A 24,110-nucleotide genomic window follows, 5' to 3' on the forward strand; every position below is an offset into this window, starting at 1 on the left:
AGCTCTACAAAACGCATAAATTTGGGGAAGCCGCCGGAAAAGCCGTGCGGTGGGCCTAGTCATCGGGCGCGCGAGCCTCTAAATCAGCCCGCATGCGTATAGCAATTGCATCAGATCACGCCGCGACCGAAATGAAAGCGGAAATCGCCGAATGGCTCATCGAAGAAGGCCATGAGGTGGCTGACCTTGGCCCGGCCGCGGGCGAGAGTGTCGATTACCCGGACTATGGCTATAAATTGGCCGAAGTGGTCGCGGAGGGAACCGTTGAACGCGGCATCGCTCTGTGCGGATCGGGCATTGGCATTTCGATCAGCGTGAACCGCCATCCCGGCGTGCGCTGCGCGCTGGTGTCAGAGCCGCTGTCTGCCGCCCTTGCTCGCGAACACAACAACGCCAATGCTATCGCACTGGGTGCGCGGCTGACCGGCATTGAAATGGCCAAGAGCTGCATCGCGACCTTCCTAGACACAGATTTCGCCGACGCTGATGATCCCGCTGGCCGGCATCAGCGCCGCGTTGCCAAACTCGGCACCCCGCCCATCCAGACGACACGAATCGAGACCCACCAATGAGCACTGCCCCTTCTGACGTTCTGCCCGTGATGGACGGCTTCTGGAACGATGACCTCGCCGCCGCTGACCCGGAAATCGCGGCCGCTGTCACCAGCGAACTGGCCCGCCAACGCGACAAGATCGAGCTCATCGCGAGTGAGAACATCGCGAGCCGCGCAGTGCTGGAAGCCACCGGTAGTGTCTTCACCAACAAATATGCCGAAGGCTATCCGGGCAAACGCTATTACGGCGGCTGCGACTATGCCGACCAGGTCGAAACATTGGCCATTGAGCGCGCCAAGCAATTGTTTGGTTGCAACTTTGCCAATGTTCAGCCGAACAGCGGCAGCCAAATGAACCAAGCGGTGTTCCTCGCTCTGCTGGAGCCGGGCGACACCTTCATGGGCCTCGATCTGAATTCCGGCGGGCACCTGACCCACGGTTCACCTGTCAATATGAGCGGCAAGTGGTTCAACCCGGTCAGCTACGGCGTGACCGAGGGCGACGAGCTGATCGATATGGACGCGGTCGCGGCCACGGCGCGTGAGCACAAACCGAAGCTGATCATCTGCGGCGGTACGGCCTATTCGCGCACTTGGGATTTTGGCGCTTTCCGCGAAATCGCCGATGAAGTCGGTGCCTATTTGCTGTGCGACATGAGCCATATCTCTGGCCTCGTTGCTGGCGGCGCCCACCCCTCACCCTTCCCCCATTGCGATATCGTCACCTCAACCACGCATAAGAGCCTGCGCGGTCCGCGTTCTGGCATCATCTTGTGGAACGATGAGAAGCTGACGAAACCGCTGAACATGGCGGTTTTCCCCGGCCTGCAAGGCGGTCCGCTGATGCATGTCGTTGCCGGTAAAGCGGTGGCTTTCCGCGAGGCTCTGCAGCCTGAGTTCAAAACCTACGCGCACCGGATCGTTGAAAACGCCCGCGCGCTCGCCGCCAGTCTGGAAGAAAACGGCCTGCGGATCGTCTCTGGCGGTACGGACAATCACTCCATGCTGGTCGATCTGACGGCGAAAGACGTGACCGGAAAGGCTGCCGAGGCTGGCCTCGACCGGGCTTGGCTCACCTGCAACAAGAACGGCATCCCGTTCGACACACGTTCGCCATTCGTGACCAGCGGCATCCGTCTGGGCACACCAGCGGGCACAACGCGCGGCTTTGGCCCAGTTGAATTCCGCACGGTGGGCAAGCTCATCGCGGAGGTCGTTGATGGCCTCTCCAAGAACGGCCCAGAGGGCGACGCGCAGGTCGAAGAAAGCGTGCGCTCCCGCGTCAGCGAGCTTTGCTCTGCCTTCCCTGTCTATCCGGGCATGTGAGGCCAGGATCGTGAGCAACGCGCAAAATGACGGTCCTGACTGGGTCGAAGACACTAAGGCTGAACTCTCCGGCATGGCCAAAGAAGGGATGAAGCACCCTTCGACCAAGCCTGTGCTGACCGGCGCAGCGATTGGTGCGGTTGCCGGTGCAATCCTGCCCGTGATCAGCCTACCGCTCGGCCTTGCCGCGGGCGCTGGCATCGCCTTTTACAACCGTATCAAGAAGTAGCCCCAAACCATGCGCTGCCCCTTTTGCGCGAACGACGACAGCCAGGTTAAGGACAGCCGCCCGACCGAGGACGCAACTGCGACCCGGCGCCGGCGCCAATGCTCCAGCTGCGGCGCGCGCTTTACCACCTTTGAACGCGTGCAATTGCGCGAAATCGTTATCGTCAAAGCGGGCGATGACGGTCAGGAAGAACGCCGTGAGCCGTTTGACCGGGACAAGCTGGAACGCTCCGTCTCGCTCGCCTGCCGCAAACGCGGCGTGACACAGGACCGGATTGACCGGCTGGTCTCCGGCATTCAGCGCCAAGTCGAAACCGCTGGCGATGCCGAGGTTCCCTCTGCCAAGATCGGTGAAATGGTGATGGACGGGCTGAAGCAGATCGACAGCGTCGCCTATATCCGCTTCGCCTCGGTCTATCGCGATTTCAGCGAAGCCAGAGATTTTGAGGAATTTGCCAGCACCGTGCAGGAAGCGGCGCAGGACTGATCCGCGCGCATGACCAGCAACAACCAGCCCATCATCGTCCTTGTCCGCCCGCAAATGGGCGAGAACATTGGGCACGCCGCGCGCGCCATGCTCAATTTCGGGCTGACCGAGATGCGGCTGGTCGATCCACGCGATGGCTGGCCCAATCCCGCCGCTGGCCCCACGGCAGCCGGCGCGGATATCGTGCTGGAGCAGGCAAAGGTCTTCTCCTCCACAGAGGAAGCGGTGGCCGATTGCGCGAACATCTATGCGACGACCGTGCGCAAACGCGGCGTGTCAAAGCCGGTGGTGACGCCCGATGAGGCCGCACGCGAGATCAAGGCCCAGAGCGGGCGCAGCGCCATTCTGTTCGGGCGCGAAGCTTCTGGACTGGCGACCGAGGACGTCGGCCTGGCGCGCAGCATTTTGACCGTTCCGATCAATCCGGAATTTGGCTCGCTCAATCTCGCACAAGCAGTGATCCTGTGCGCTTACGAATGGTCAAAAGTGGCGCCTAGCGAGACTGGCCTGACCCAGCCGCCGCAAGAGGATCTGCTGCCCCCTGCCCCGCAAGAAGAGCTCGACGGATTGGTCGCGCACTTTGAGAAATTGCTCGAGCCAAAGGGCTATTTCCTGCCCGAGCCACGGCGCGAGGCCACAGCGCAAACCTTGCGCAATGTGCTGACCAAGCCGGGGTGGAACCACTTGGAAATCCGCACCTTGCGCGGGGTCTTGTCCTCGCTCGGGCGGACGCGGCGCGATCCTTAGGCCAAATGCGCGGCAAATTCAGGGCGCCAACGCCGCGACAAAGGCTTGACGCGCCCCGCAATCCTGCTATTTGCGCGCCTTCGCAAATTGGCTCCGCACCCCGGTGAAGCGGTAGCCGCGTTTGAGACATCTCAAACGGAGCGATGCCGGGTTCAACGGTCGCCACTGGGGCGGCTCATGCAATTTGAAAGATATATCTATGACGAAGCGTACCAGCTCGAAGCATAAACTTGACCGCCGGATGGGCGAAAACATCTGGGGTCGTCCAAACTCTCCAGTGAACAAGCGTTCTTACGGACCTGGCCAGCACGGTCAGCGTCGCAAGAGCAAGATGAGCGATTTCGGCCTTCAGCTACGCGCTAAGCAGAAGCTCAAAGGCTATTACGGCGATGTCACTGAGAAGCAGTTCCGCAGCACCTATAAGGATGCGACCCGGATCAAGGGCGACACCGGTCAGAACCTGATCGGCCTGCTTGAGCGTCGTCTCGACATGATCGTTTACCGCGCGAAATTCGCCCCAACGATCTTTGCCGCCCGTCAAATCGTGAGCCACGGTCACATCCGCGTGAACGGCGTAAAGTGTAACATCGCCAGCCGCCGCTGCGACGTTGGCGATGTGATCAGCCTGGGCGATAAGGCCAAGGAAATGGCCCTGGTTATCGAGGCGCAAAGCCTGCCAGAGCGCGAAATTCCTGACTACGTGGCACCTGATGGCACCGACAAGGTGACTTTCACCCGCGTGCCGAAGCTCGACGAAGTGCCTTACCCGGTAACGATGGAACCAAACCTCGTGGTCGAGTTCTACTCGCGCTAATTCCCGCGAGCATCTGATACGAAACAGGGCGGCCTTTACGGGCCGCCCTGTTTGTTTGTGATGAGGGCTTAGGTCTCTGGCAGCGACTGCGCCCTGTTGTAAATCACCATCTGTATCGCGAAGGCAGACCTTCAGCTCACGACCCAGTATCGGACTCCTAGCCCTATTGGTCGAGCGTGAAACCGATCACAGCTGGTGCAAGATAATTGGATCGGTGATTTTGCTATCGTCGGCAAGTAAGACCGCTTTTGATATGATGATCGAAAGCGTGCGGTCACCTTCAAATGGCAACCATACCTTGCCAGTTTTTGTCGTGTTTTTGGGGACGATGCAAATGTGCCGTCCGCTGCGTGAGCATGCGCCGGATCCCAAGTGAATTTCGTAGGTATGGAGCGAGCCAGTCACCACCAGTGCCTTGTCGTTCAGCGTTAGCTTATCGGCGATAGCCAAACGAGGAATGATCCGCTCAAGCATGGCGCGGCGACGTTTGCCTGACTCAACCAACTCAGCGGTGTTGGCCCGGTGCCAATACTGGTTGGCCTGGTCGCCCCACTGGCTCGGATGCGACGCCTGATCACCACGATCCAGCCAAGCCGCGTCAGCAGCAATTGAGGCGACCGCGGTGAACAGGTCGCAGCTACGCATAACTTCTGAAAAGATGATCGGCGACACCTCGTCGAATGCAAGCGGATCGCCGGTGCTTGGTCCATAGGCGCTGTCCACCGCTCCTTCTGGCGCTCGAAAAAACGTCACTCGGTCTGTGTTCACGAAATTGTATGCGCCGCTATCGTTTGTCTCAGGATCATCGCCGCCTGCGCCTTCTACCCAGTACTCGGCCACCAGATCGTGTTCGGGCAGATAAAGATGCCAGGGCTCATCATTGGCCTGGTCAACCCACATACGAGCGGTCACGGTCCACCCGTTGAGCCGTGCCAGTGTCATGGCTTGTTGTTGCTTCAGAATATGCGCGGCCCAGCGATTGCTATAGGTTCGGGTATGTCGCTCAGCATCAGTCAGTGCGTAGACTTCACGCCAAGCTTGGGCGAAGGGCTGTGTGATTTCGAGCTCTTCGAGCCGGTCGCGCCAACCTTCGACAGCCTCGACGCTGCTGTCCATCGGATGCCACAATCGGACTTTTACATCTTCGAGGTTGATCGGCGCACCAGTGATCGAAACCAGAGTGTCTCCGCCCTTATCCGGCAGCGCGGGCACTGGGTTTTCACCGTCGCATAAGACTAGCCAGATCAATCGGCGAGCAAAGCCGCGCATAAGGGGATGTTCGAGATAGCGTTCGCGCCACACTGCGAACGGCCAATCGCGATCCTGCAGATAGAGCTTTTGCAAGCGCCGTGGCTGGATCGACAAATCAGCCTGAAGCTCCTTTAGCTCGGCTTTCACCCCTTTCAACCGCTCTTTCTCTTGCTTTATCGCTGCGGTCGGCGCCTTGACCTTTTTCCCGTTAGCGTTTGTCCAATCGAGCCGCCCCTGATTACCATCGGCCACCAAAAATGCGCTGCCATTTTTAAAATCGACAACGCGCTTCCCGGTACGATCAAGATCATGGGTAGGCACTGTTGATTCGTCGAGGTCGGCGCGTGCGATGCCAGCTTTCTCCGCTGCTTCGTTGAGCTGCTTATCGATCTTCTTGCGGATCTTGGGATATTTCGTACGTGCGAGAATGCGCGCAAGATAGGGAACCCCAGCACCATCAGGCATTTGGCCAAGCGCCCACACGCATGCGTTACCTAGCTTTTCGTTGCGAATGCCAATCCCAGGATTGGTCACATAGCATTGTTTGAGCGCGTAATCGGTTAGCGCCATGCCCACAGTTTCCGAAGGCTGGTCGGCAGCTAGATAGATCAAAGCTCGCAACGTGTTGAGCCCAAGGAAGCGTCCATTACCTGTTGGCTCGTATTCCCTCAGCAATTGCAAGAGCATCGCCTTGTGCTGGTCAGTGCCATACCTTGCGACGATCTCGCGTGCGGAATTGAGCCATTTCTTTGGCGGGGTCGCTTTGGAATCAAGCGAATAGGATACAGTGTGCAGATCAATCCAAAGAGCGTCCAGCTCAGTCGGCTGGCCCATCAAGATGGCGTAGAACTCCTTGGATCGCTGGCCGCTGGGGCGATACGGCCCGCCCGATTTTAGCCCCGCGTCGGCGCCTGCTAATTTCGTAAAACGAGGGCTGCCCGCTTTAGTGCTGTCTTGCTTGAAATCTTTGCGCTCGCGCTGCGCGGATCTTTCTGCAGAGGGCTCGCCAAGCAATGCGCCAAGCGCCTCCTCAAAAAAGCCGAAAATTCCGCGCGCGTTACTAGAACCGCCACTCGTTCCGGCCCGCCCGCCCGGACGCATCTGCTTGCGGTGTTGATCCGAGCTCTTTTGCCGAGTTTGGGCTAACTCAGGCGAAAGAGGGTGCTTGGCCCGGATGGCAGCAATACGCGCAGGCCACTGCTTTCTGAAGTAATCGTTAGTGTAGGATACACCGAGTTCTTCGAGGATGGCGTGCGTCTGCGGCGCTTCCTGATTGGCCAAGGTCCATTCCACCGACGTCAGCAATCTAGTGCTCTTCTTGGGTGCGTTTTTCAGAACGAACGCTGTCGCTTCATCGGGCAGTTCAAAGCGCCGTATTTCAAGATTTTCAAGAATCTGCCCCAGCGCGCCCTCAAGAGGCGTGTGACCATTGGTTACAGTGCCGCTGGGGTTGAGCTTGGCAGCATCTAGCGAAACCTCGCCATTTCTTGTTCTAAACTTCAACGCATCTGCAAAAGCGAACCCAAGTTTGTCTCGGGGCAGTTTCGTGAGCGTTGTGTATTCGGGATGCTCGAGCGGTCTGCTGGCCGCCTCGGGGTCTTCCAGCAGGGCTTTCAGCATTGCACGCCAGTGTTCATTGGCACTAGCCAGCATTTTCGAACGATGCTCAGCGCGCGCAGATTGCTCGTGAGACCAGTTTTTTAAGGCCGAGCTTTTGGCTCCGTCTGCGGCGACGTACAGAGCTTTGATAAGGGCGTAATCACTGTAATTAAAATGCCCGTTACGCCAATCCTTTCTTGTGTGCTGCTCAGCGCCATCAAGGCGTTTTATCAAAGTGAGCAAACTTCGGTTGGAGGCTCCGTCCCGGCTTTGCGGGATTGTAAAGGATTGGCCGAGATATTTCTGCGCGGCTTGAGCAAATTTCCAGCCTCCCAGAAATTCAGTGCCCAGCGTCCAGGCGCGCGCCAGGCGAAGCGTCTCAGCTTCGTCGAAGGTCACATCGACAGGCCGGTAGATACCAAGCAGGCGTTCGCAGCCGTGCCAGATATCAAAGTATTTGCCGGGTTCAATGCTACCACGAGCTCGGTCGCCTAAGGAATGGGCCACGCAACCTCTTTCAATAAGCTCAGACAGATAGTTCGCGGTATCACGTTCGAGCCCGGCCTCGCGCAATTCGCGCGCCTCGTCGGTGTGCAGATATTCGTACCCGCTTTCGTCCAATCCCTTGAGTAAGGCCCTCAATTCTGGATTGCTTGGCTGCATGATTGCCTCGACAAGCCGAGATCGCGCCGGCTCAGAAAGGGTCGCGTTGTGCTCGTAAGTCGCCAGAACCTGATCTGCCGGTGTTTCTTGCTGATCATTGATTTGCGGAGTAGCCACGTTCACCCACCTTGTAACGGGGTGAGAAGCAGGAATGTCGCAGTACCGGTGCGCTTCACATCCACCATAGCATCGAGGTCCTGCGCCTGCCGGTCATCCAGCAAGACGAAGATCCGCTGTTCTAGAAAGGCCATCTCAGCGGCCTGAAACATCCGATCGAGCTTGCGCGTCTCGGCTTTTTGCGGCCCGCCGAACATTCCAAGAGTTGCGAGCGAGGCTGTGTTCAGCTGCCCTTCAACCGTCTTGGATGGATCGTGCTCGGGCTGCTCCGGAACATCGTGCACACATTCATGGCGAGCGTTCCATTCAAGCTCGACCCGCATCTGCAGTAGTTCACGAACTGATATGGCCAGCTTCGCGGTCTTCGCAGGACCGATTTCTTGGACTTCTTTTCCGGCAATCTCATCCACTAAAAGCATCTGTATCCTCCTGCACATGTGCCGAGGGTTTATGTCTTAAGATTTGAGAATTCGTTGAAACCGTTCTTTTTTATGTGCAGCCCTTTGTGAGGTAATCAAAGTGCATCTTGAAAGGCGTGACGTCACTAGCAGACGCAAGAGCGGTAGCCATTATACGAGTCCGCTTTCACCCCCAAAAACAGAAGTAATCGCTGGCTTATCTCTGATCCAATAGCGGACGCTTCCAACGCAATAGGCGACACCTAGGTCCGCGTGCGGTCCCATTCCTCAAATTCGTAAGCGATTGAGCCTTCGACCAAGCGCTCCCAAATATCGCCGATGACATTGCCCGGCAGGCCGCGCGCTTCCGCTTCGGCCACAGCGGCGGCGATCACGCTTGCCTTGCGCGCTTCATCGCGCACCGCATCGCGGCTGGGCTTAATCCGGGCCGCCGCCCGCATATAGCCAAAGCGTCGCTCCAGCAGCGCCACCAACTCCCTGTCGGTCGCATCCACGCCTTCGCGCACTTCGGCCATGCTCGCGCATTCCTCAGGGGCTTTGGCCTCAGGGGTCTTAATTGCCTTCGTCATGGGCGAGCACTTGGCCTGATCGACGTGCTTTGTCGAGGGCTTAACTGCCAAGAGCCTGCGTCAGAAACGCATCAATTCTGCCCAACATCTCTGTCCGAGCCTTGCTGTCACCCAGATCGTGCTGCAGGTCATCAAACTCGACGTAGGTGACCTGTTTATCGGCTTCCCTAAGCTCTTCGGCCATTTCACGCGAATGGCGCACCTCAACATTAATATCGAGCGTACCATGAAACAGCGCTACCGGTGCCGCGAATTTTTCGGCGTGGCGACGAGGGCTGCCTGCAGCTATGTGGGGCCCTTGCCCCAATTGCTGATCGCGCAAACGAGAAGAAGTGTATCCCTGCGCATCTGATCGTAGATATTCCAAGTCCGTAACAGGTGCGATCGCAGCAACCGCCTTGTATAGATCTGGATCGACCACCTGCGACTGTAACGCTGCATAGCCGCCGTAGGACCAGCCAACGATTGCCAGTTTATCGGGATCGGCAATCCCTTCGGAAACCAACCACCGCCCGGCATCGTTTACATCACCGATGGCGACATCCCAGGCCTGATAGCCGTTGCGTCCGAACCAAGCTTCTCCATAGCCAGATGAACCCCGGTAATTCGGTTGGAGTACCGCGTAACCGCGCGCGACAAAAAACTGGACGATCCAATCGAACCCCCAAAAATCCCGCGCTGCCGGCCCGCCGTGGGGCAAGACGATTGCCGACAAATTTTTGCCATCTGATCCAGGGGGAAGCGTCAAATAGCCTGGGATTTGCACTCCATCCGCCGCAGGGTAAGTGACTGGTTTCATTTCCCCCATTTGCTGATTGACCAAGAACTCACGCATGGCCAACAATTCTTCGAGACTCCGGCTTTCCTTGTCATAGATGTATGCTGTGCCTGGATCAGTGTCTGAAGAAGCAATGACAACCAGCTTGCTCTCATCTGCGCTGGCGCCCGCAAAATTTATCAAAGGCTTGGACGGAAGGGCCTTACCCAAAGAGGCAGCTAATTTAGCCAATTCTGGATCGAAGTATTGAACACTGCGCTTCTCCGTCGCGTAACTCACACCTACGACCCGTCGTTGACGACCAATCCTAATCAATGCGTCAACATCGATATTGTCGCGTGCCAGCACCACGCGCGCATCCTTTGAGCCGTCTAGCGCAACTTCAATCAGTGCTTCATACCCTTTGAGGCGCTCAAAGCCGAAGGCAACATTGCGCTTGGCATCAACCGCAATGGGGTAGAAATTGCCCAATTCCGCACCGTCGAGCTTCACATCCCCAAACGACTGCCAACGGCCACCATCCGCTTCTCTGTAATTGAAAAGGTAGTCGCCAGTTAGCAATCCTCGACTGTTCGTGACAGCGCGGACTTTGACGCGCAGTCGCCCTGTTTCGTCTGCAATATATCGGACCGCCTGCTCATCTGGCTGTTCCTCAACCCGGCGCCGTCCGTTCTCAACGTCAAACCTATCAACGCCCAGTCCTTCCTTGGAGTTTGCCATCCGAGTGCCGGTGGAAAATTCCTTGACATAATCACAGGTCAGCAAGATTTGACCATCTTGGCCCGCAACATCGAGCGCAACAATATCGCCACCATTTTGACTAAAGCCCAGCGCTCTCGAGCTCGCACGCTCGGTCAGGCTTTCAAAATTCTGTCCATCATGATCGACCGCGAACAAGCGCGTGTAAGGGACCAGGTCGCTTCCGTTGGCCACAGCCATGACCCGAACTTCACAAACAAGCCGCGTATCGGTCGCCCATTCACACCAACTCAAGTCTCCGCTCTTCTCGGTATTGTTCCCAATGACTTTGATGCCAGCATTACTCTTAAGGTCGACAACCATGATCACTTCGGAATGATCTGGACCCGGCCCAATCCATGCCAGCTTGTCACCTGAAGGAGACAGCGAAATATCAAGCACTGATGCGCGCGCGCCATAGCGCTTCGCAGCCTCTTCAGCGCTCTGCGTCTCTGCACTAGCCTGCCCCGCGAACGGAACGACACCGACAACGCACGCGAGCATCATTGCGCCGGCAGCTCAGGTTGCTTTCAGTACTCTCATTTCAATAGCCCCAAAAACCCTGTTAATAGTCAAATAATAGCAATGAGTTCCTCAAAAACAAAGACTATTTGGAAGAGTAGCTCTGCCTAAATTCGGTAGCAAATTCGGCAAATCGCCGCTCCGCAATGGCACCGCGCATAGCCTTCATCAAGCTTTGGTAGAAGGCAAGATTGTGCTCTGTCACGAGCATCGCGCCTAGGATCTCTCCTGATTTTTGCAAATGGTGCAAATAGGCCAGCGAATAGGTGCTGCAGGTCGGGCATTCGCAGCGCTCATCAAGCGGGCCGGTGTCCTCGGCAAAGCGCGCATTGCGCAGGTTAATCGCGCCGTTCCAGGTGAACGCCTGGCCATTGCGGCCCGAACGCGTGGGCAGCACGCAGTCGAACATATCGATCCCGCGCTCCACCGCGCCGACCAGATCGTCGGGCTTGCCAACGCCCATCAAATAGCGCGGCTTATCCTCAGGCAGTTGTCCCGGTGCATAATCGAGCACGCCGAACATCGCCTCTTGTCCCTCACCCACGGCAAGTCCGCCGACCGCATAGCCATCAAAGCCAATGTCAGTGAGCTTCTCAGCGCTGATCTGGCGCAGTTCTTCATCGAGAGCGCCCTGTTGAATGCCGAACAAGGCTGAGCGCGCCGCGTGCTCGCCGCCGCTGTCAAACCCATCGCGGCTGCGCTTGGCCCAGCGCATGGAGAGCTCCATGCTCGCAGCGATTTCCTCGCGCGGACGGTCGGCGCGCGGGCATTCATCGAAGGCCATCACGATATCGCTGCCCAGCAGGCGTTGAATTTCCATCGAGCGTTCTGGGGTGAGCATGTGTTTGGAGCCATCAATATGGCTACGGAACTCCACGCCCTCCTCGGTCAGTTTGCGCAGTTCAGACAGGCTCATCACTTGGTAACCGCCGCTGTCGGTCAGGATCGGGCGATCCCAGTTCATGAACTTGTGGAGACCGCCCAATTTCGCGACCCGCTCCGCACCGGGGCGCAGCATCAGGTGATAGGTGTTGCCAAGGATAATATCGGCGCCCAGCGCGCGCACGCTTTCCGGCTTCATCGCCTTCACGGTGGCCGCCGTGCCAACCGGCATGAATGCGGGCGTGGCGATGGTGCCGCGCTGCATTGCAATGCTGCCGGTGCGCGCCTTGCCATCGGTGGCGGCGATGCTGAATTTGAAACGCTCAGTCATAAGTCGCGCAGCGCCTAGCGCGTCACTCTCGCAAGCGCCAGCCAGTCTTGAAGATGAATGCGATAATTGCCGTGCAAACGGCCAAAAACCCGAGCGTTAGGCCAAGCGACAAGGCAATCGGCACATCCGAGGTGCCATAAAAGGTCCAGCGTAGCCCGCTGACCAGAAAGGCGATCGGATTGGCCAAGGCAATCGAATTCCATGGCTCTGGCAAATCATCGATCGAATAAAATGTACCGCCCAGAAATGTCAGCGGCGTGAGGATCAAGAGCGGAATAATCCCAAGCTTTTCAAAACTGTCCGCCCAAATTCCGAGAATAAACCCGAACAGCGAGAAACTGGCCGCGACCAGCATGATGTAGAACGCAGCGAACAGCGGGTATTTGATCTCGTAATCGACAAAGAATGTCGCCGTGACGAGAATAATCCCAGCCAGCAGCAGGCCCTTAGTCGCCGCTGCCCCTACAAACCCGATCAGCGTTTCAGCCACGCCAACAGGCGCGGAGAGCAGCTCGTAAATGGTGCCAGTGAAGCGCGGCATGTAGATGCCGAAGCTAGAATTGCTGGTGGTCTCGCCCAACAATGTGAGCATCAGCAGGCCGGGAATGATGAAGGCCCCGTAGGCGACCCCGTCAACCGGCTCCATCCGCGCGCCAATAACCGTGCCGAACACGATGAAGTAGAGCGAGGTGGTAAGGACAGGCGAGAGGATCGACTGGAATGCGGTGCGGAATGCGCGCATCAGCTCGCGAGTGTAAATCGACCATGCGCCGCGAAGGTTAAAGCCCATCATGCTGGCTCCTTCTCTTGGGAGAGGAGCGAGACAAAGATGTCCTCCAGCGAACTTTCACGAATGTCGATACCAGTGAAATCAATTCCCGCCGCGATCAGCGCTTTGGTAAGCTCGGCGACCTGCTGGCGGCCCTTGCCCGTCCCATCACCGCCGCGAAAGCACAGCTCGCGCCCGTCTGCGCTGAGCTCCAGAGGAAGCGCGGCCATGCTAGACGGTAGCTCAGACAGCGGCTCGGCCAATTGCAGCACCGCCTCGGTCCGCCCAAGCCGCTTCATCATCGCGGCCTTATCATCCACCATCAGGATCTTACCGCCGCGAATAATCCCGACGCGGTCGGCCATTTCCTCTGCCTCTTCAATGTAATGGGTGGTAAGGATGATCGTCGTCCCGCGCTCGCGCAGCGCGCTGATCTGCTCCCACATATCCTTGCGCAGCTCGACATCGACCCCGGCGGTGGGCTCGTCCAAGAACAACAGCTCCGGCTCATGCGCTAGCGCTTTGGCGATCAATACGCGGCGCTTCATCCCGCCGGATAGCTCGCGGATTTGCGAACTGCGCTTTTCGTAAAGGCTCAGCGAGCGCAGAATTTCGTGGATGCGCGCCTTGTCAGGAGCATGGCCGAACAGGCCGCGCGAATAGCTGACCGCACGCTCAACCGTTTCGAACATATCGGTGCTAAGTTCTTGCGGGACAAGGCCAATTCGCGCCCGAGCGCTGCGCCAGTCACTCTTCAGATCGTGGCCGAACGCGGTGATCACACCGCCGCTTGGCCGCACCAGCCCACACACCGCGCCGATCAGCGTCGTCTTGCCCGCCCCGTTCGGCCCCAGCAGTGCGAAAATCTCGCCCTTGCGGATCTCCAGATCAACATCATTGAGCGCCTTTACGCCCCCGGAATACACCTTGCTCAGGCCTGCGATGGAGAGAATGGGGTTTTGCATGGCCCTTGGTTACGGCAGCAGCAGGGACGAGTCACCATAAGAGTAGAAGCGGTATTTGCTTTCAATTGCGTGGGCATAGACCGCCATCATCCGCTCCCGCCCCATCAGCGCGCTGACCAGCATCATCAGGGTCGATTTTGGCAAGTGAAAATTGGTCATCAGCCCGTCAACCGCGCGAAACTGGTAACCCGGCGTAATGAAGATGTCAGTGTCTCCGGCAAAGGCCTCGATCTGGCCATCTGCCCGCGCTGCGCTTTCCAGCAGGCGCAGTGAGGTGGTGCCGACCGCGATCACCCGCCCGCCGGCCGCGCGCGCTGCGTTAAGGCGCTCGGCAACATCGGCCTCTATCCGGCCAAATTCGCTGTGCATTTGGTGATCGTCGGTGTCGTCGGCCTTCACGGGCAGAAATGTGCCCGCGCCAACATGCAGAGTCAGCGTCTCTCGCCCAATCCCCGCCGCATCAATCGCCTCGACCAGTTCTGGGGTAAAATGCAGCGAAGCCGTGGGCGCGGCAACCGCGCCATCTTCGGCGGCGAACATGGTTTGATAATCTTTCAGGTCAGCCTCATCGACCCCGCGCTTGCCCGCGATATAGGGCGGCAAAGGCATGCGCCCTGCCCGCTCCAGCAGCACCTCGACCGGCTCTTCGCCTTCGAACATCAAGGTGAGGCTGCCATCGGGATGGCGCGCCTCGGCGATGGCGGTCACTCCGCCGCCAAACACCAGCTGATCGCCCTCTTTCACGCGCTTTGCATTGCGGATGAAGGCCTGCCACCGGCGCAGATCGATCCGCTTGTGCAGGGTCGCGCCGATCTTGGCCTCTCCGCCTGCCCGCCTGCCCTCTAGCTGAGCCGGGATCACGCGGGTGTCGTTAAACACCAGCACATCGCCCGCCTTCAGCAGGCTGGGCAAATCGCGAACGCCCTTATCGGCAAAGGGTTCATCCCCCCGCGCCACCAGCATTCGTGCAGCATCGCGCGGGCGCACCGGGCGCAGCGCGATCAGATCTTGCGGAAGGTCGAAATCGAATAAATCAACACGCATCGGCGGGGCCTTAGCCGCGAGCGCGCAATGCGGAAAGAAAAACTAGCTGATTGGCGCGCTTAGAGCGTCCGCAGTAATCTCTTCTTCCGCTGCTGGGGCCGTCGGCATGACCTGCGGCTTGTTGTCGCTGGCCAGCGAAGCCTGGAGGATGCGGGTTGGCTCGGTTGGCGGTTCGCCGCGATTGATCGTATCAACGCCGGCCATATTGCTGATCACGCGGCCGAGATTGGTGTAGCGCTTGTCCAGGCTGAAACGCGGGTAGAACACGATGAAGAACTGGCTGTTCGCGCTGTCTTCCGAGCTCGCGCGCGCCATCGCCAAGCTGCCGCGAACATGCGGCATCGGGTTAAATTCCGCCTTAAGGTCAGGCAATTCAGAACCGCCTTGGCCCGTACCGGTTGGATCGCCGCCCTGAGCCATGAAGCCCTCAATCACGCGGTGAAAAATGATCCCGTCATAAAACCCTTGGCGGGTTAGCGTTTTGATCCGCTCGACATGGTTCGGCGCCCAATCCGGCTTTAAGCGGATCGCCACACGCTCGCCATTCGACAGGTCAAGCACCCAGATGTTGTCGGGATCCTCGTTCAAATCGAAATTCACCGGCGTGTAGACCGGGCGTTCTGCAGCCGGTGCTTCAACCTCTGCCGCTGGCGTTTCACCCTCTGGCTCGGCGTCCTGTGCAAAGACGGCCTGGGGCGCGGCAAGCAGCGCAAGAGAAGCGGAGGCGCAGAGTAGTTTACGAAAGATCATGAAGTTCGTTTTTCCGGGTAAATTGTGTGTTGCCCGCGCTGTTTAACCACGCGCGCCTGACACTTCAATGAATGAGTAACGCCCATCGACAGCTAAGCGCGGACACGGGGCAGAGTGATTGCCCTAATAATCGCCCTTTAGGCCGATTTCCTTGACGCGTGCGTTCACTTCCTCGCGCACCTTACCACTAACGAAAGGCGTTATATCTCCGCCATATAGCGCGATCTCTTTCACCAATTTCGATGCGATCGGTTGGAGCGATACGTCCGCCATCAGGAACACCGTCTCGATATTCTCATCAAGCTGCTGGTTCATGCCGGCCATCTGATATTCGTATTCAAAATCCGCCACCGCGCGCAGTCCGCGGATGATTACCCGCGCGCCCTGCTGCTGCGCGAATTTGACGAGCAGAGCGTTGAAACCCACCACTTCGACATTGCTCACGCCCATATTCGCAACCTCACGCTCCACCATCGCGAAGCGCTCCTCGGTCGAGAACATCGGGTTTTTGGACGGGTTGGTGGTGACCCCGATAATGAGCTTATCAACCAGCTTTGCCCCGCGCCGGATGATATCGGCGTGGCCCAGAGTGATCGGGTCAAAGGTCCCGGGATAAATTCCGATGCGTTCGCTCATGTCTACCGATCCCTCTCAACCACAAAGCGCGCGAGTGCTCTCAGCGTCTCTGCCTCTTCGCCGTAACTTGCGAGGTGACCAATCGCCTGATCGACCAGCGCGCTGGCCTGTTCGCGTGCCTTTTCCGCGCCCATCAGGGTCACAAAGGTCTGCTTTCCTTGGCTCTCATCCTTGCGCAGCGCTTTGCCCGCTTTTGCCTCATCACCGCTCACATCGAGCAGATCGTCGGCAATCTGGAACGCCAGGCCGATATCCCGGGAATACGCCCGCAAATGCGCGCGGCCTTCTGCGGCGACTTTGCCCATAATCGCGCCCATCTCCACCGATGCGGCCAGCAAAGCGCCGGTTTTGAGCTGCTGAAGCCGGGTGATGGAGTGTAGATCGTATTCGATGCCCTCATCATCCGCTACCATGTCCATCATCTGGCCGCCCGCCATGCCCTTCATGCCGCTGGCCGTGCCCAGCGTCATCATCAGCTCGCTGCGGGTAAAAGGATCGGCGCTGGTGCCCTGATCGGCCAAAATTTCAAACGCCAGCGCATGCAGAGCATCGCCCGCCAGCACAGCGGTCGCCTCGTCGAACACCTTGTGCACGGTCGGCTTGCCATGGCGCAAATCGTCATCATCCATGCAGGGCAAATCGTCATGGATCAGCGAATAGACGTGGATCGCCTCCACCGCGCAGCCCGCGCGCAAGGCCGCTGTGCGGTCGACGCCGAACAATTCCGCCGTGCTCACCAGCAAGAGCGGACGCACCCGCTTACCGCCGCCAATCGCGGCGTAACGCATCGCCTCGACCAGCCGGGCGCGCGTATCCTGCGGCACAGGCAAAAAGGCATCGAAAACGGAATCGATCTCGCCCTGAACCCGCTTTAACTGATCGGCCAGCAAGTTTGCATTATCCCCCACGCGCTACCGCTCCTATTGCTGCGCGTCGAGCGGCTCGGTGCCGGCGGCGGCGCCATCGCGGTTGGTCACGATCTTCTCGATCCGCGCGCTCGCCGTATCGAGCCGCTTTTGGCACGCCTCGCGCAGCTTCTCGCCGCGCTCATACAAAGCAATGGATTCGTCGAGCGGCACATCGCCGCGCTCCAATTGCTGGACGATGGTTTCCAGCGCGCTGAGCGCCTGTTCAAAGCTCATTTCGGAAAGTTCGGGCGCGTTTTCGATGATCTGTCCCTCGTAAGACCACAAATTGATTAGAAAGCGGGTTTTGACCCCGGCTCGCGGAGCGCGGAGCATTGACCCGCGCGGCGCGCCCGGTCAAGGCTACGCATGAAACGGGGAATTCAAATGAAGTGGTTCATTGCCTACATCACGGCGGCGCTCGCATTTGGCGTGCTGGATGCGATGTGGCTGAATTGGGCGGGAGCGAACCTCTATCAACCCAACATCGGCGAGCTGATGGCCGACAGCATCAATGTCGGCGCGGCGGCCACGTTCTACTTCCTGTATGTCGCCGGCATGGTGTGGTTTGGCGTAAAGCCAGCACTCGTCAGCGGCAAAGTAGCGAGTGCTACACTCAACGGCGCGCTGCTGGGCGCACTATGTTATGCGACGTTTGATCTTACCAGCCAGGCGGTATTCAAGGTGTGGGCGACGCATGTCACAGTGCTGGATATCATCTGGGGCGCGTTTGCAACCGGCACGGCGAGCTCTATAGCGGCATTCGTCACGTTGAAATTCACGCAGAAATCCGCGCGGTAATATCGGGATAAGGGGCACCCATGTTTATCGGTCACTTCGCGCCGGCGTTTGCCGCCGCAGCCATTTCACCGCGATCACCGCGGCTGGGCACTTTGTTTGTCGCGGCGCAATTGGTCGATTGGGGCTTTTTCGCGCTGGCCATGGTGGGCGTGGAGAAAATGCGGGTGGATCCGGATGCGACCGTGATGGTGCCGTTTGACCTTTATCATATGCCCTTCACCCATTCGTTATTAGGCACGGCGATATGGGCGGCCGTGTTCGCGATTATCGTGATGGTTTTTCAGCGCAATTTCTTTGGCGGAGTGCTCGCCGCCATTGTCGTCCTGTCGCACTGGCTGCTCGATTGGCTGACCCATGCGCCGGATTTGACCATCGCTGGCGGGCCGAAAACTTACGGCCTTGGCCTGTGGAATTACCCTCAGATCGCGATGCCGCTGGAGCTGCTGATCACCATTGGTGCGTTCATGATCTATATAAAGCGCACACGCGGCCCGGTCGGCCCGCCGCTGATCTTGCTCGGTGTGCTCCTGCTGCTGCAGGTGGTCAATTGGTTCGGTCCCGCCCCAACAGAGGCGAATATGGCGCTCTATGCGCAGGCCCTGATCGCCTTTGCCGTTACAACAGTGCTGGCGTGGTGGGTCGGGCATAACCGCTGGCACATTCGGCGTGGAGGCTTGGCGGCCCCAAGCGAGTGAATTAAAGCGCCCTGCATGAGCGATTCATCACCAAGCAGCGCACCCGAAATCACACCCGAAATTGTCGAGCAGCACGGCTTCTCGCCTGAGGAATACGAGCAGGTCCTGAAAAGCCTGGGCCGCGTGCCCAATATGGTGGAGCTGGGCATCTTCTCCGTGATGTGGTCGGAGCATTGCTCTTACAAATCATCGCGCTTCCATTTGAAGAAGCTGCCGACAGAGGCACCTTGGGTGATTTGCGGCCCCGGTGAGAATGCGGGCGTGATCGATATTGGTGATGGCCAGGCGGCGATCTTCAAAATGGAGAGCCACAACCACCCATCTTATATTGAGCCATACCAAGGCGCGGCGACCGGCGTTGGCGGGATCCTGCGCGATGTCTTCACCATGGGCGCGCGCCCGGTGGCAAATGCCAATGCGCTGCGCTTTGGACGGCCAGAGCATCCCAAGATGCAGCATCTGGTAAAGGGCGTGGTCGCAGGGATCGGCGGATACGGCAATTGCGTTGGCGTGCCGACCGTATGCGGCGAGACCAATTTCCACCCGGCCTATGACGGCAATATCCTGGTCAATGCGATGACCGTCGGCGTCGCGGATACGGATAAGATCTTCTACTCCGCGGCAACCGGCGTCGGCAATCCGATTGTCTATGTCGGGTCAAAGACCGGGCGCGACGGCATTCACGGCGCGACCATGGCCAGCGCGGATTTCGAAGAGGACGCGGAGGCCAAGCGCCCTACCGTGCAGGTTGGCGATCCGTTCACGGAAAAGCTGCTGATCGAGGCGTGTCTGGAGCTGATGGCTACCGACGCCATCGTCGCGATCCAGGATATGGGGGCCGCGGGCCTCACCTCTTCCAGCGTGGAAATGGCGACCAATGGCAAGGCGGGCATCCGCCTCAACATGGACATGGTCCCGTGCCGCGAAGAGGGCATGACGCCCTACGAAATGATGCTGAGCGAGAGCCAGGAGCGGATGCTCATGGTGCTGAAGCCCGGCAAGGAAGAGATGGCAGCGGAGATCTTCAAGAAGTGGGAGCTCGACTTTGCCGTGATCGGTGAAGTGACCGACACCCGCCACATGGTGCTGGAATGGGGCGGCGAGGTTGTCTGCGACATCCCGCTGGGCCCACTGGCCGCTGACGCGCCGGAATATGAGCGGCCCTATCTCTCGAAAGAAGAATACAAGGCCTGGGCCAAGGTTAAGCCGCTGGATGATGTCCCAGAAAGCACGGATATCGGCGCGGATCTGCTAAAGCTGATGGCCAGCCCCGCGCTCGCCAGTCGCCGCTGGATTTCGGAGCAATATGACAGTCAGGTGATGGGCGACACGCTGCAAACGGGCGGCGATGCTGGCGTTGTGCGCGTGCACGGCACGAAGAAAGCGCTGGCGCTGACCACCGATTGCACCCCGCGCTATGTCTATGCCGACCCGTATGAAGGCGGCAAACAGGCGATTGCAGAAGCGTATCGCAACCTATGCGCGGTCGGCGCGCGGCCACTCGCCGTGACCAATTGCCTGAACTTCGCCAACCCGCAGCGACCCGAGATTATGGCGCAATTTGTTCACGCGCTGGAGGGCATGGGCGATGCGTGCCGCGCATTGGACTTCCCGATCGTTTCGGGGAACGTCTCACTCTACAACGAAAGCAAGGCAACCGGAGGCGGCAGCGCAATCCTCCCCACCCCAGCCATCGGCGGGGTCGGCATTATCGACGATTATTCGAAGATGATGACGATGGGATTTAAGGAAGAGGGAGACTTCCTGTTCATTCTGAGGGGGCCTGAGATCATTCCTCCAAAACAAATGCTTGGGCAGTCATTATGGTTGAGAGAAACTGAGGGGGCAGAGGCAGGCCAACCACCTTTTGTCGACCTTGATCTGGAGCGACAAGTGGGCGAGAAAGTCTTGATCCTGATCGCCAAAGGCCTCGTCAATTCAGTCCACGACATTTCAGATGGGGGAGCCATGGTCGCAATTGCGGAGATGGCACTCGCTGGAAATATTGGATGCAATGTCGACATAGTCGATCATGCATTTTTGGAGCCTTTCGGCGAACAGCAAGGGACCTACTTGCTTACCGGGAAAGACCAGAAGGCGCTTATTGCCGAACTGGAAAACAGCAGCCTGAATTTAGAAAGTCTAGGCCGAGTCGCTGGGTCTGACATTCTACTGTCTGACGCTGACAATCGAGAATATCGGGTCCCCCTCGCCGATCTCCGCGAAGCCCACGCCAGCTTCTTCCGCGACTGGATGGAAGGGTGATGACCCCACTCGTCATTGCGAGCCTTGCGCCAGCAAGACGCGGCAATCCATCTCTCTTCCGTCGCAATCTGGATCGCCGCGTCGGCCAATTGGCCTCCTCGCGATGACGATGACGCGACTGGATGGAGGGGTGAACGAACTCAATCCCCCGTCATGCTGAACTTGGTTCAGCATCCATCGCCAGCGCACTGTTCGCAAACTTCGCGATGGGGATGGACTCCGGACCAAGCCCGGAGTGACGTCGAGGGAGTGGATAGCAAGAGAACCTCCAAATCCGTCTGGGCTGAGCTTGTCGAAGCCCTGCCCTTCACTCGCAAACCTGGTCTGAAGAATAGTGCAGCCCTTCGACAAGCTCAGGGCGAACGGGCTTAGGTTTGGACCTCCTCCAACCCATACTCCATTACGGCGGGCATTGGCTCGTCCCGTTCGCAATGGGATGGCTTATCTGGCGCGAGAATTGGCTGCGCGCAGGGCTGGTGATCGCCAGTGCAAACCTGATCGATCTCGACCATCTGCTGGCCGATCCGATCTTTGATCCGAACCGCTGCAGCATTGGATTTCACTATCTGCACGGCTGGGTCGGCGCGGGGCTTTACGCCGCAATGATCGCTTTACCCAAGGCGCCGTGGTGGATCCGCGCGCTCGGCATTGGCGCCTTGTGGCATCTCGCGGTTGACTATGCCGATTGCGTTATGATGACGGCCTAAGCCGCCTGCACCTCTGACAGGCCGAGGTTCTCTTCCGCGAAACCCTCCGCATCCAGCTGGGCCAAGCATTGGCGATAGACCACCGGCTCTCCAATGCTCAGCATTTTTCGGACCACATCAATGTCTTCGCGCATCACCGCCTCAACATCCATATGCGCCAGTGTGGCCGCGGCCTTGCCCAGTGCGCGTCCCTCGCGGATCGCATCATAGAGCGGTGCCTTGGTGCCCGTCACTTTCTTGATCTGGCGGGTGGCGGCATAGGCGATGAACTTCACGCCGAGATTGTGGTTCTGCTCATAGCTGAAGCCGAGCAGCGCCGCCTCGCCCAAGGCATCGCGGCCATAGCTGGTGAGGATGTGAAACAGATCATGCGTATCGCGCAGGCGGCTGATATACCATTCAACCTGATCCTCTGGGCGTTCTTCGCGCGGACGCCAGGCATAGCTTTCCTCGACCAGACCATTCGCGGTCAGGCCCTCGCGCTTCATAAAGCGGATGTAATGCTGCGCGACCGTGTTTGGGCCGCAATCGTCCCAGCGGCTGTGGTCATCCAGCATATCGGCGACCGGCAGAATGCTCTCACGCTGCATGAAACTGCGCGCATTGGGCGATTTGAGGAATTCCTCTGCCTGAGCCTGAACCTTGCGGCCTTTCAGCGCGTCGATGATATGGAAAACCTGCTTCGTGTCTTCCTTATCCGCGACCAGCTTGCGAAAATGGCTCAGCGCCTTGAACGGGCGAAACCCGGCAATGTCACGGTCCGGGTGCAGCAGTGGAAGGTCGAGCCAGTTCATGTGTTTGCTCCGCTTTTTTCGAGTCGCACACAGCTTATGACAAATAGGTTCATCAAATGCAACCTACATTGGTGTTAGTAGTGCGCGCACTCGCCTCTTTCCTTTGCCGCGCCAACGCGCAATAGTTTGACAATGAAAGAACACGATACCGTTCCCTATCACCTGCCTGCCCTCCCCGCTGAGGAGGCGATTGCCCGCGCACGGAGCCTTCGCGACCGATTGAAAGAGCGCCGATCCTGTCGCTATTTTTCCGATGATCCGGTGCCGCGCGAAGTGATCGAGGCCGCGATTGAGGCCGCTGGCACGGCGCCCAATGGCGCCAATCATCAGCCGTGGCATTTCGCGGTGGTGTCCTCGCCAGAGAAGAAGCGCGCAATTCGCCTAGCAGCAGAAGAAGAGGAAAAGCGCTTTTACGGCGAGGATGGCGATAAGCCCAAAGCGAGCGACGAATGGCTCGACGCGCTGAGCGACCTTGGCACCGATGCCGACAAGCCGTTCCTGGAGACCGCTCCGTACCTGATCGTCGTCTTTGCTCAGCGCAAAGGCGGGATCGAGGAGGACGGCAAGACGCAGAATTACTACGTCAATGAAAGCGTCGGGATTGCCTGCGGCATGCTGATCGCGGCGCTGCACGAGGGCGGCTGTTCGACGCTAACCCACACGCCATCGCCGATGGGTTTCCTGCGCGAGGCGTGCGAGCGCCCCGAATGGGAAAAGCCGCTGATGATTGTGGTAGTCGGCCGGCCCAGCGCGGATGCAACCGTGCCCGCTCACGCGCTAAAAAAGAAGCCGCTGAGCCAGATCGCAAGCTGGCTTTAAAGCGCGCTTAAGCCGCGACGGCTTCCGGCGTGTTTTCGCTGGCGAGCATGTCGTACGGGTCGATGCCCTCTTCGCGCCAGATGCGGTGGCATTCGCGGTAGACGCTCGGCTCTGGAATTTTGAGCATTGCGCGCACTTCATTGAGGTCCATCGCCAACAATTCGCGGATCGATTGCTCGATCAGCTTGGGAGCACCTGTGCCGGTGCGGCGCGCCTGATTGACGGCACCGATGACCGGCGCCTTGCTGCCCCACACCTGCTTTTTGATGTTCATTGCCCCGGCATATCCGATCAGCAGATGGCCGTGGCTCGGGCTCTGTCCGTGGGTGAACAGCAAAACGCATTGCTCGCCCAAGGCATCGCGGCCGTAGCCGGTCAGGATGTGAAACAGATCATGCGTATCGCGCGAACGCGACAGATACCAATGCGTGAGGTCGTCATATTTGGGCCGCCCCATCTTGTCGAATTCAGCGACCAAACCAGCGGCTGATAGCCCCTCGCGCTCCATAAAGTCGCAGTAAGCATGCCCCAGGCTGCCCTTGGACGTTTTGCGGATAGCGGCATGATCATCAAGAATTTCTGGCAGGCTAGGCTCGCTCGCACGCAATTCCTCACCGCGTTCACTCAGCGCAAAATTGCGGACGCGCTCAATGTAGTCTTTCGGCGGAAGCGCCTCAAAGATCTTGAAGACCTCGCTCGTGTCTTCCTTGTCCCGCATCAGATTACGGAAATGTCCGATGGCCTTGGGCAATGAATATTTCGGCTGCGGACGGTCAGGGTGACGCAGGACGGTGCCGTCGGCGGCATATTCAAGAGCGGTGGTGGTCATCAGTGCGGGCCTTATTGGGTTGCGGTACTCGGGTGATACCGACGCTTACTTACATTAGTGTAAATAACCCAGTTTAAGTCCCAAAACAAGACCTAGATTGGCAAAGA

Annotated in this window: 25 protein-coding genes; 11 read left to right on the plus strand and 14 right to left on the minus strand. The window is 58.6% G+C overall.

From position 1 onward, the window contains the following. Positions 1–92: 92 nt before the first annotated feature. From rpiB to rpsD, 6 genes are all read left to right on the plus strand, one after another. Positions 93–572: a ribose 5-phosphate isomerase B gene (gene rpiB / locus AC0V6V_RS02885; RefSeq protein WP_486138885.1), complete on the plus strand. Its 480-nt coding sequence runs from the start codon at positions 93–95 to the stop codon at positions 570–572. Beyond that, positions 569–1,879 carry a serine hydroxymethyltransferase gene (glyA, locus tag AC0V6V_RS02890; RefSeq protein WP_486166194.1) on the plus strand — a complete coding sequence of 437 codons (1,311 nt, stop codon included), beginning with the start codon at positions 569–571 and terminating at the stop codon, positions 1,877–1,879. The genes rpiB and glyA overlap by 4 nt, the downstream gene beginning before the upstream one ends. Before the next feature lie 10 nt (positions 1,880–1,889). Further along, entirely contained in the window at positions 1,890–2,108 is a 219-nt protein-coding gene (locus AC0V6V_RS02895; protein WP_486166116.1) for a hypothetical protein, read from the plus strand. A 9-nt stretch (positions 2,109–2,117) separates the two neighbouring features. After that, positions 2,118–2,594, plus strand: a complete 477-nt coding sequence (gene nrdR, locus AC0V6V_RS02900; RefSeq protein WP_486163964.1) for a transcriptional regulator NrdR — start codon at positions 2,118–2,120, stop codon at positions 2,592–2,594. Between the two features lie 9 nt (positions 2,595–2,603). Beyond that, entirely contained in the window at positions 2,604–3,341 is a 738-nt protein-coding gene (locus AC0V6V_RS02905; RefSeq protein ID WP_486163965.1) for an RNA methyltransferase, read from the plus strand. A 199-nt stretch (positions 3,342–3,540) separates the two neighbouring features. Beyond that, positions 3,541–4,155, plus strand: coding sequence for a 30S ribosomal protein S4 (rpsD, locus tag AC0V6V_RS02910; protein ID WP_486163966.1), 615 nt, complete (start codon positions 3,541–3,543; stop codon positions 4,153–4,155). Between the two features lie 186 nt (positions 4,156–4,341). Here rpsD and AC0V6V_RS02915 read toward each other — a convergent pair whose 3' ends face one another. The 12 genes from AC0V6V_RS02915 to AC0V6V_RS02970 all read right to left on the minus strand — a co-directional run bounded on the left by AC0V6V_RS02915 (position 4,342) and on the right by AC0V6V_RS02970 (position 17,429). After that, positions 4,342–7,785 carry a DUF4132 domain-containing protein gene (locus tag AC0V6V_RS02915; protein ID WP_486166195.1) on the minus strand — a complete coding sequence of 1,148 codons (3,444 nt, stop codon included), beginning with the start codon at positions 7,783–7,785 and terminating at the stop codon, positions 4,342–4,344. Between the two features lie 2 nt (positions 7,786–7,787). Continuing rightward, positions 7,788–8,204 (minus strand): hypothetical protein, encoded by a 417-nt coding sequence (locus AC0V6V_RS02920; RefSeq protein ID WP_486163968.1) that lies wholly within the window; start codon positions 8,202–8,204, stop codon positions 7,788–7,790. A gap of 242 nt (positions 8,205–8,446) precedes the next feature. After that, on the minus strand, positions 8,447–8,773 hold the full coding sequence (locus AC0V6V_RS02925; RefSeq protein WP_486163969.1) for a chorismate mutase: 327 nt from the start codon (positions 8,771–8,773) through the stop codon (positions 8,447–8,449). Between the two features lie 40 nt (positions 8,774–8,813). Next, positions 8,814–10,796, minus strand: coding sequence for an alpha/beta hydrolase family protein (locus AC0V6V_RS02930; RefSeq protein WP_486163970.1), 1,983 nt, complete (start codon positions 10,794–10,796; stop codon positions 8,814–8,816). Between the two features lie 100 nt (positions 10,797–10,896). Then, positions 10,897–12,024 carry a tRNA guanosine(34) transglycosylase Tgt gene (gene tgt, locus AC0V6V_RS02935; RefSeq protein ID WP_486163971.1) on the minus strand — a complete coding sequence of 376 codons (1,128 nt, stop codon included), beginning with the start codon at positions 12,022–12,024 and terminating at the stop codon, positions 10,897–10,899. Positions 12,025–12,046: 22 nt separating this feature from the next. Continuing rightward, positions 12,047–12,814, minus strand: coding sequence for an ABC transporter permease (locus tag AC0V6V_RS02940; RefSeq protein ID WP_486166028.1), 768 nt, complete (start codon positions 12,812–12,814; stop codon positions 12,047–12,049). Continuing rightward, complete coding sequence (locus AC0V6V_RS02945; protein WP_486163972.1) at positions 12,814–13,758, minus strand: ABC transporter ATP-binding protein; 945 nt, start codon at positions 13,756–13,758, stop codon at positions 12,814–12,816. Before AC0V6V_RS02945 ends, AC0V6V_RS02940 begins: the two co-directional genes overlap by 1 nt. Positions 13,759–13,767: 9 nt before the next feature. Further along, positions 13,768–14,802, minus strand: a complete 1,035-nt coding sequence (gene queA / locus AC0V6V_RS02950) for a tRNA preQ1(34) S-adenosylmethionine ribosyltransferase-isomerase QueA (protein WP_486163973.1) — start codon at positions 14,800–14,802, stop codon at positions 13,768–13,770. A 42-nt stretch (positions 14,803–14,844) separates the two neighbouring features. After that, entirely contained in the window at positions 14,845–15,552 is a 708-nt protein-coding gene (locus AC0V6V_RS02955; protein ID WP_486163974.1) for a peptidylprolyl isomerase, read from the minus strand. A 123-nt stretch (positions 15,553–15,675) separates the two neighbouring features. Next, a complete protein-coding gene (gene coaD / locus AC0V6V_RS02960; protein ID WP_486163975.1) occupies positions 15,676–16,188 on the minus strand; it encodes a pantetheine-phosphate adenylyltransferase in 513 nt (170 codons plus the stop codon). Positions 16,189–16,190: 2 nt separating this feature from the next. Then, on the minus strand, positions 16,191–17,096 hold the full coding sequence (locus AC0V6V_RS02965) for a polyprenyl synthetase family protein (protein ID WP_486163976.1): 906 nt from the start codon (positions 17,094–17,096) through the stop codon (positions 16,191–16,193). Between the two features lie 12 nt (positions 17,097–17,108). After that, a complete protein-coding gene (locus tag AC0V6V_RS02970; protein WP_472645500.1) occupies positions 17,109–17,429 on the minus strand; it encodes an exodeoxyribonuclease VII small subunit in 321 nt (106 codons plus the stop codon). Between the two features lie 51 nt (positions 17,430–17,480). Here AC0V6V_RS02970 and AC0V6V_RS02975 point away from each other — a divergent pair, with 51 nt between their 5' ends. The 4 genes from AC0V6V_RS02975 (at position 17,481) to AC0V6V_RS02990 (ending at position 21,561) form a co-directional block, all read left to right on the plus strand. Continuing rightward, entirely contained in the window at positions 17,481–17,894 is a 414-nt protein-coding gene (locus AC0V6V_RS02975; RefSeq protein WP_486163977.1) for a DUF2177 family protein, read from the plus strand. Between the two features lie 20 nt (positions 17,895–17,914). Further along, on the plus strand, positions 17,915–18,589 hold the full coding sequence (locus AC0V6V_RS02980) for a metal-dependent hydrolase (RefSeq protein ID WP_486163978.1): 675 nt from the start codon (positions 17,915–17,917) through the stop codon (positions 18,587–18,589). A gap of 15 nt (positions 18,590–18,604) precedes the next feature. Then, positions 18,605–20,854 carry a phosphoribosylformylglycinamidine synthase subunit PurL gene (gene purL, locus AC0V6V_RS02985; protein ID WP_486163979.1) on the plus strand — a complete coding sequence of 750 codons (2,250 nt, stop codon included), beginning with the start codon at positions 18,605–18,607 and terminating at the stop codon, positions 20,852–20,854. A 374-nt stretch (positions 20,855–21,228) separates the two neighbouring features. Continuing rightward, the gene (locus tag AC0V6V_RS02990; protein ID WP_486163980.1) at positions 21,229–21,561 is read left to right on the plus strand and encodes a DUF6122 family protein; all 333 of its coding nucleotides are present in this window, start codon (positions 21,229–21,231) and stop codon (positions 21,559–21,561) included. Here the strand turns inward: AC0V6V_RS02990 and AC0V6V_RS02995 are convergent. Continuing rightward, entirely contained in the window at positions 21,558–22,355 is a 798-nt protein-coding gene (locus tag AC0V6V_RS02995) for a Coq4 family protein (RefSeq protein ID WP_486163981.1), read from the minus strand. The two genes, AC0V6V_RS02990 and AC0V6V_RS02995, sit on opposite strands and share 4 nt — an antisense overlap. Positions 22,356–22,487: 132 nt before the next feature. On the opposite strand from AC0V6V_RS02995, the gene AC0V6V_RS03000 reads away from it, so the two are divergent. Continuing rightward, the gene (locus tag AC0V6V_RS03000) at positions 22,488–23,174 is read left to right on the plus strand and encodes a nitroreductase family protein (protein ID WP_486163982.1); all 687 of its coding nucleotides are present in this window, start codon (positions 22,488–22,490) and stop codon (positions 23,172–23,174) included. Between the two features lie 7 nt (positions 23,175–23,181). Here AC0V6V_RS03000 and AC0V6V_RS03005 read toward each other — a convergent pair whose 3' ends face one another. Then, positions 23,182–24,003 (minus strand): Coq4 family protein, encoded by an 822-nt coding sequence (locus tag AC0V6V_RS03005; protein WP_486163983.1) that lies wholly within the window; start codon positions 24,001–24,003, stop codon positions 23,182–23,184. Positions 24,004–24,110: the final 107 nt, after the last annotated feature.

It is taken from the genome of Erythrobacter sp. S249 (assembly GCF_057364975.1).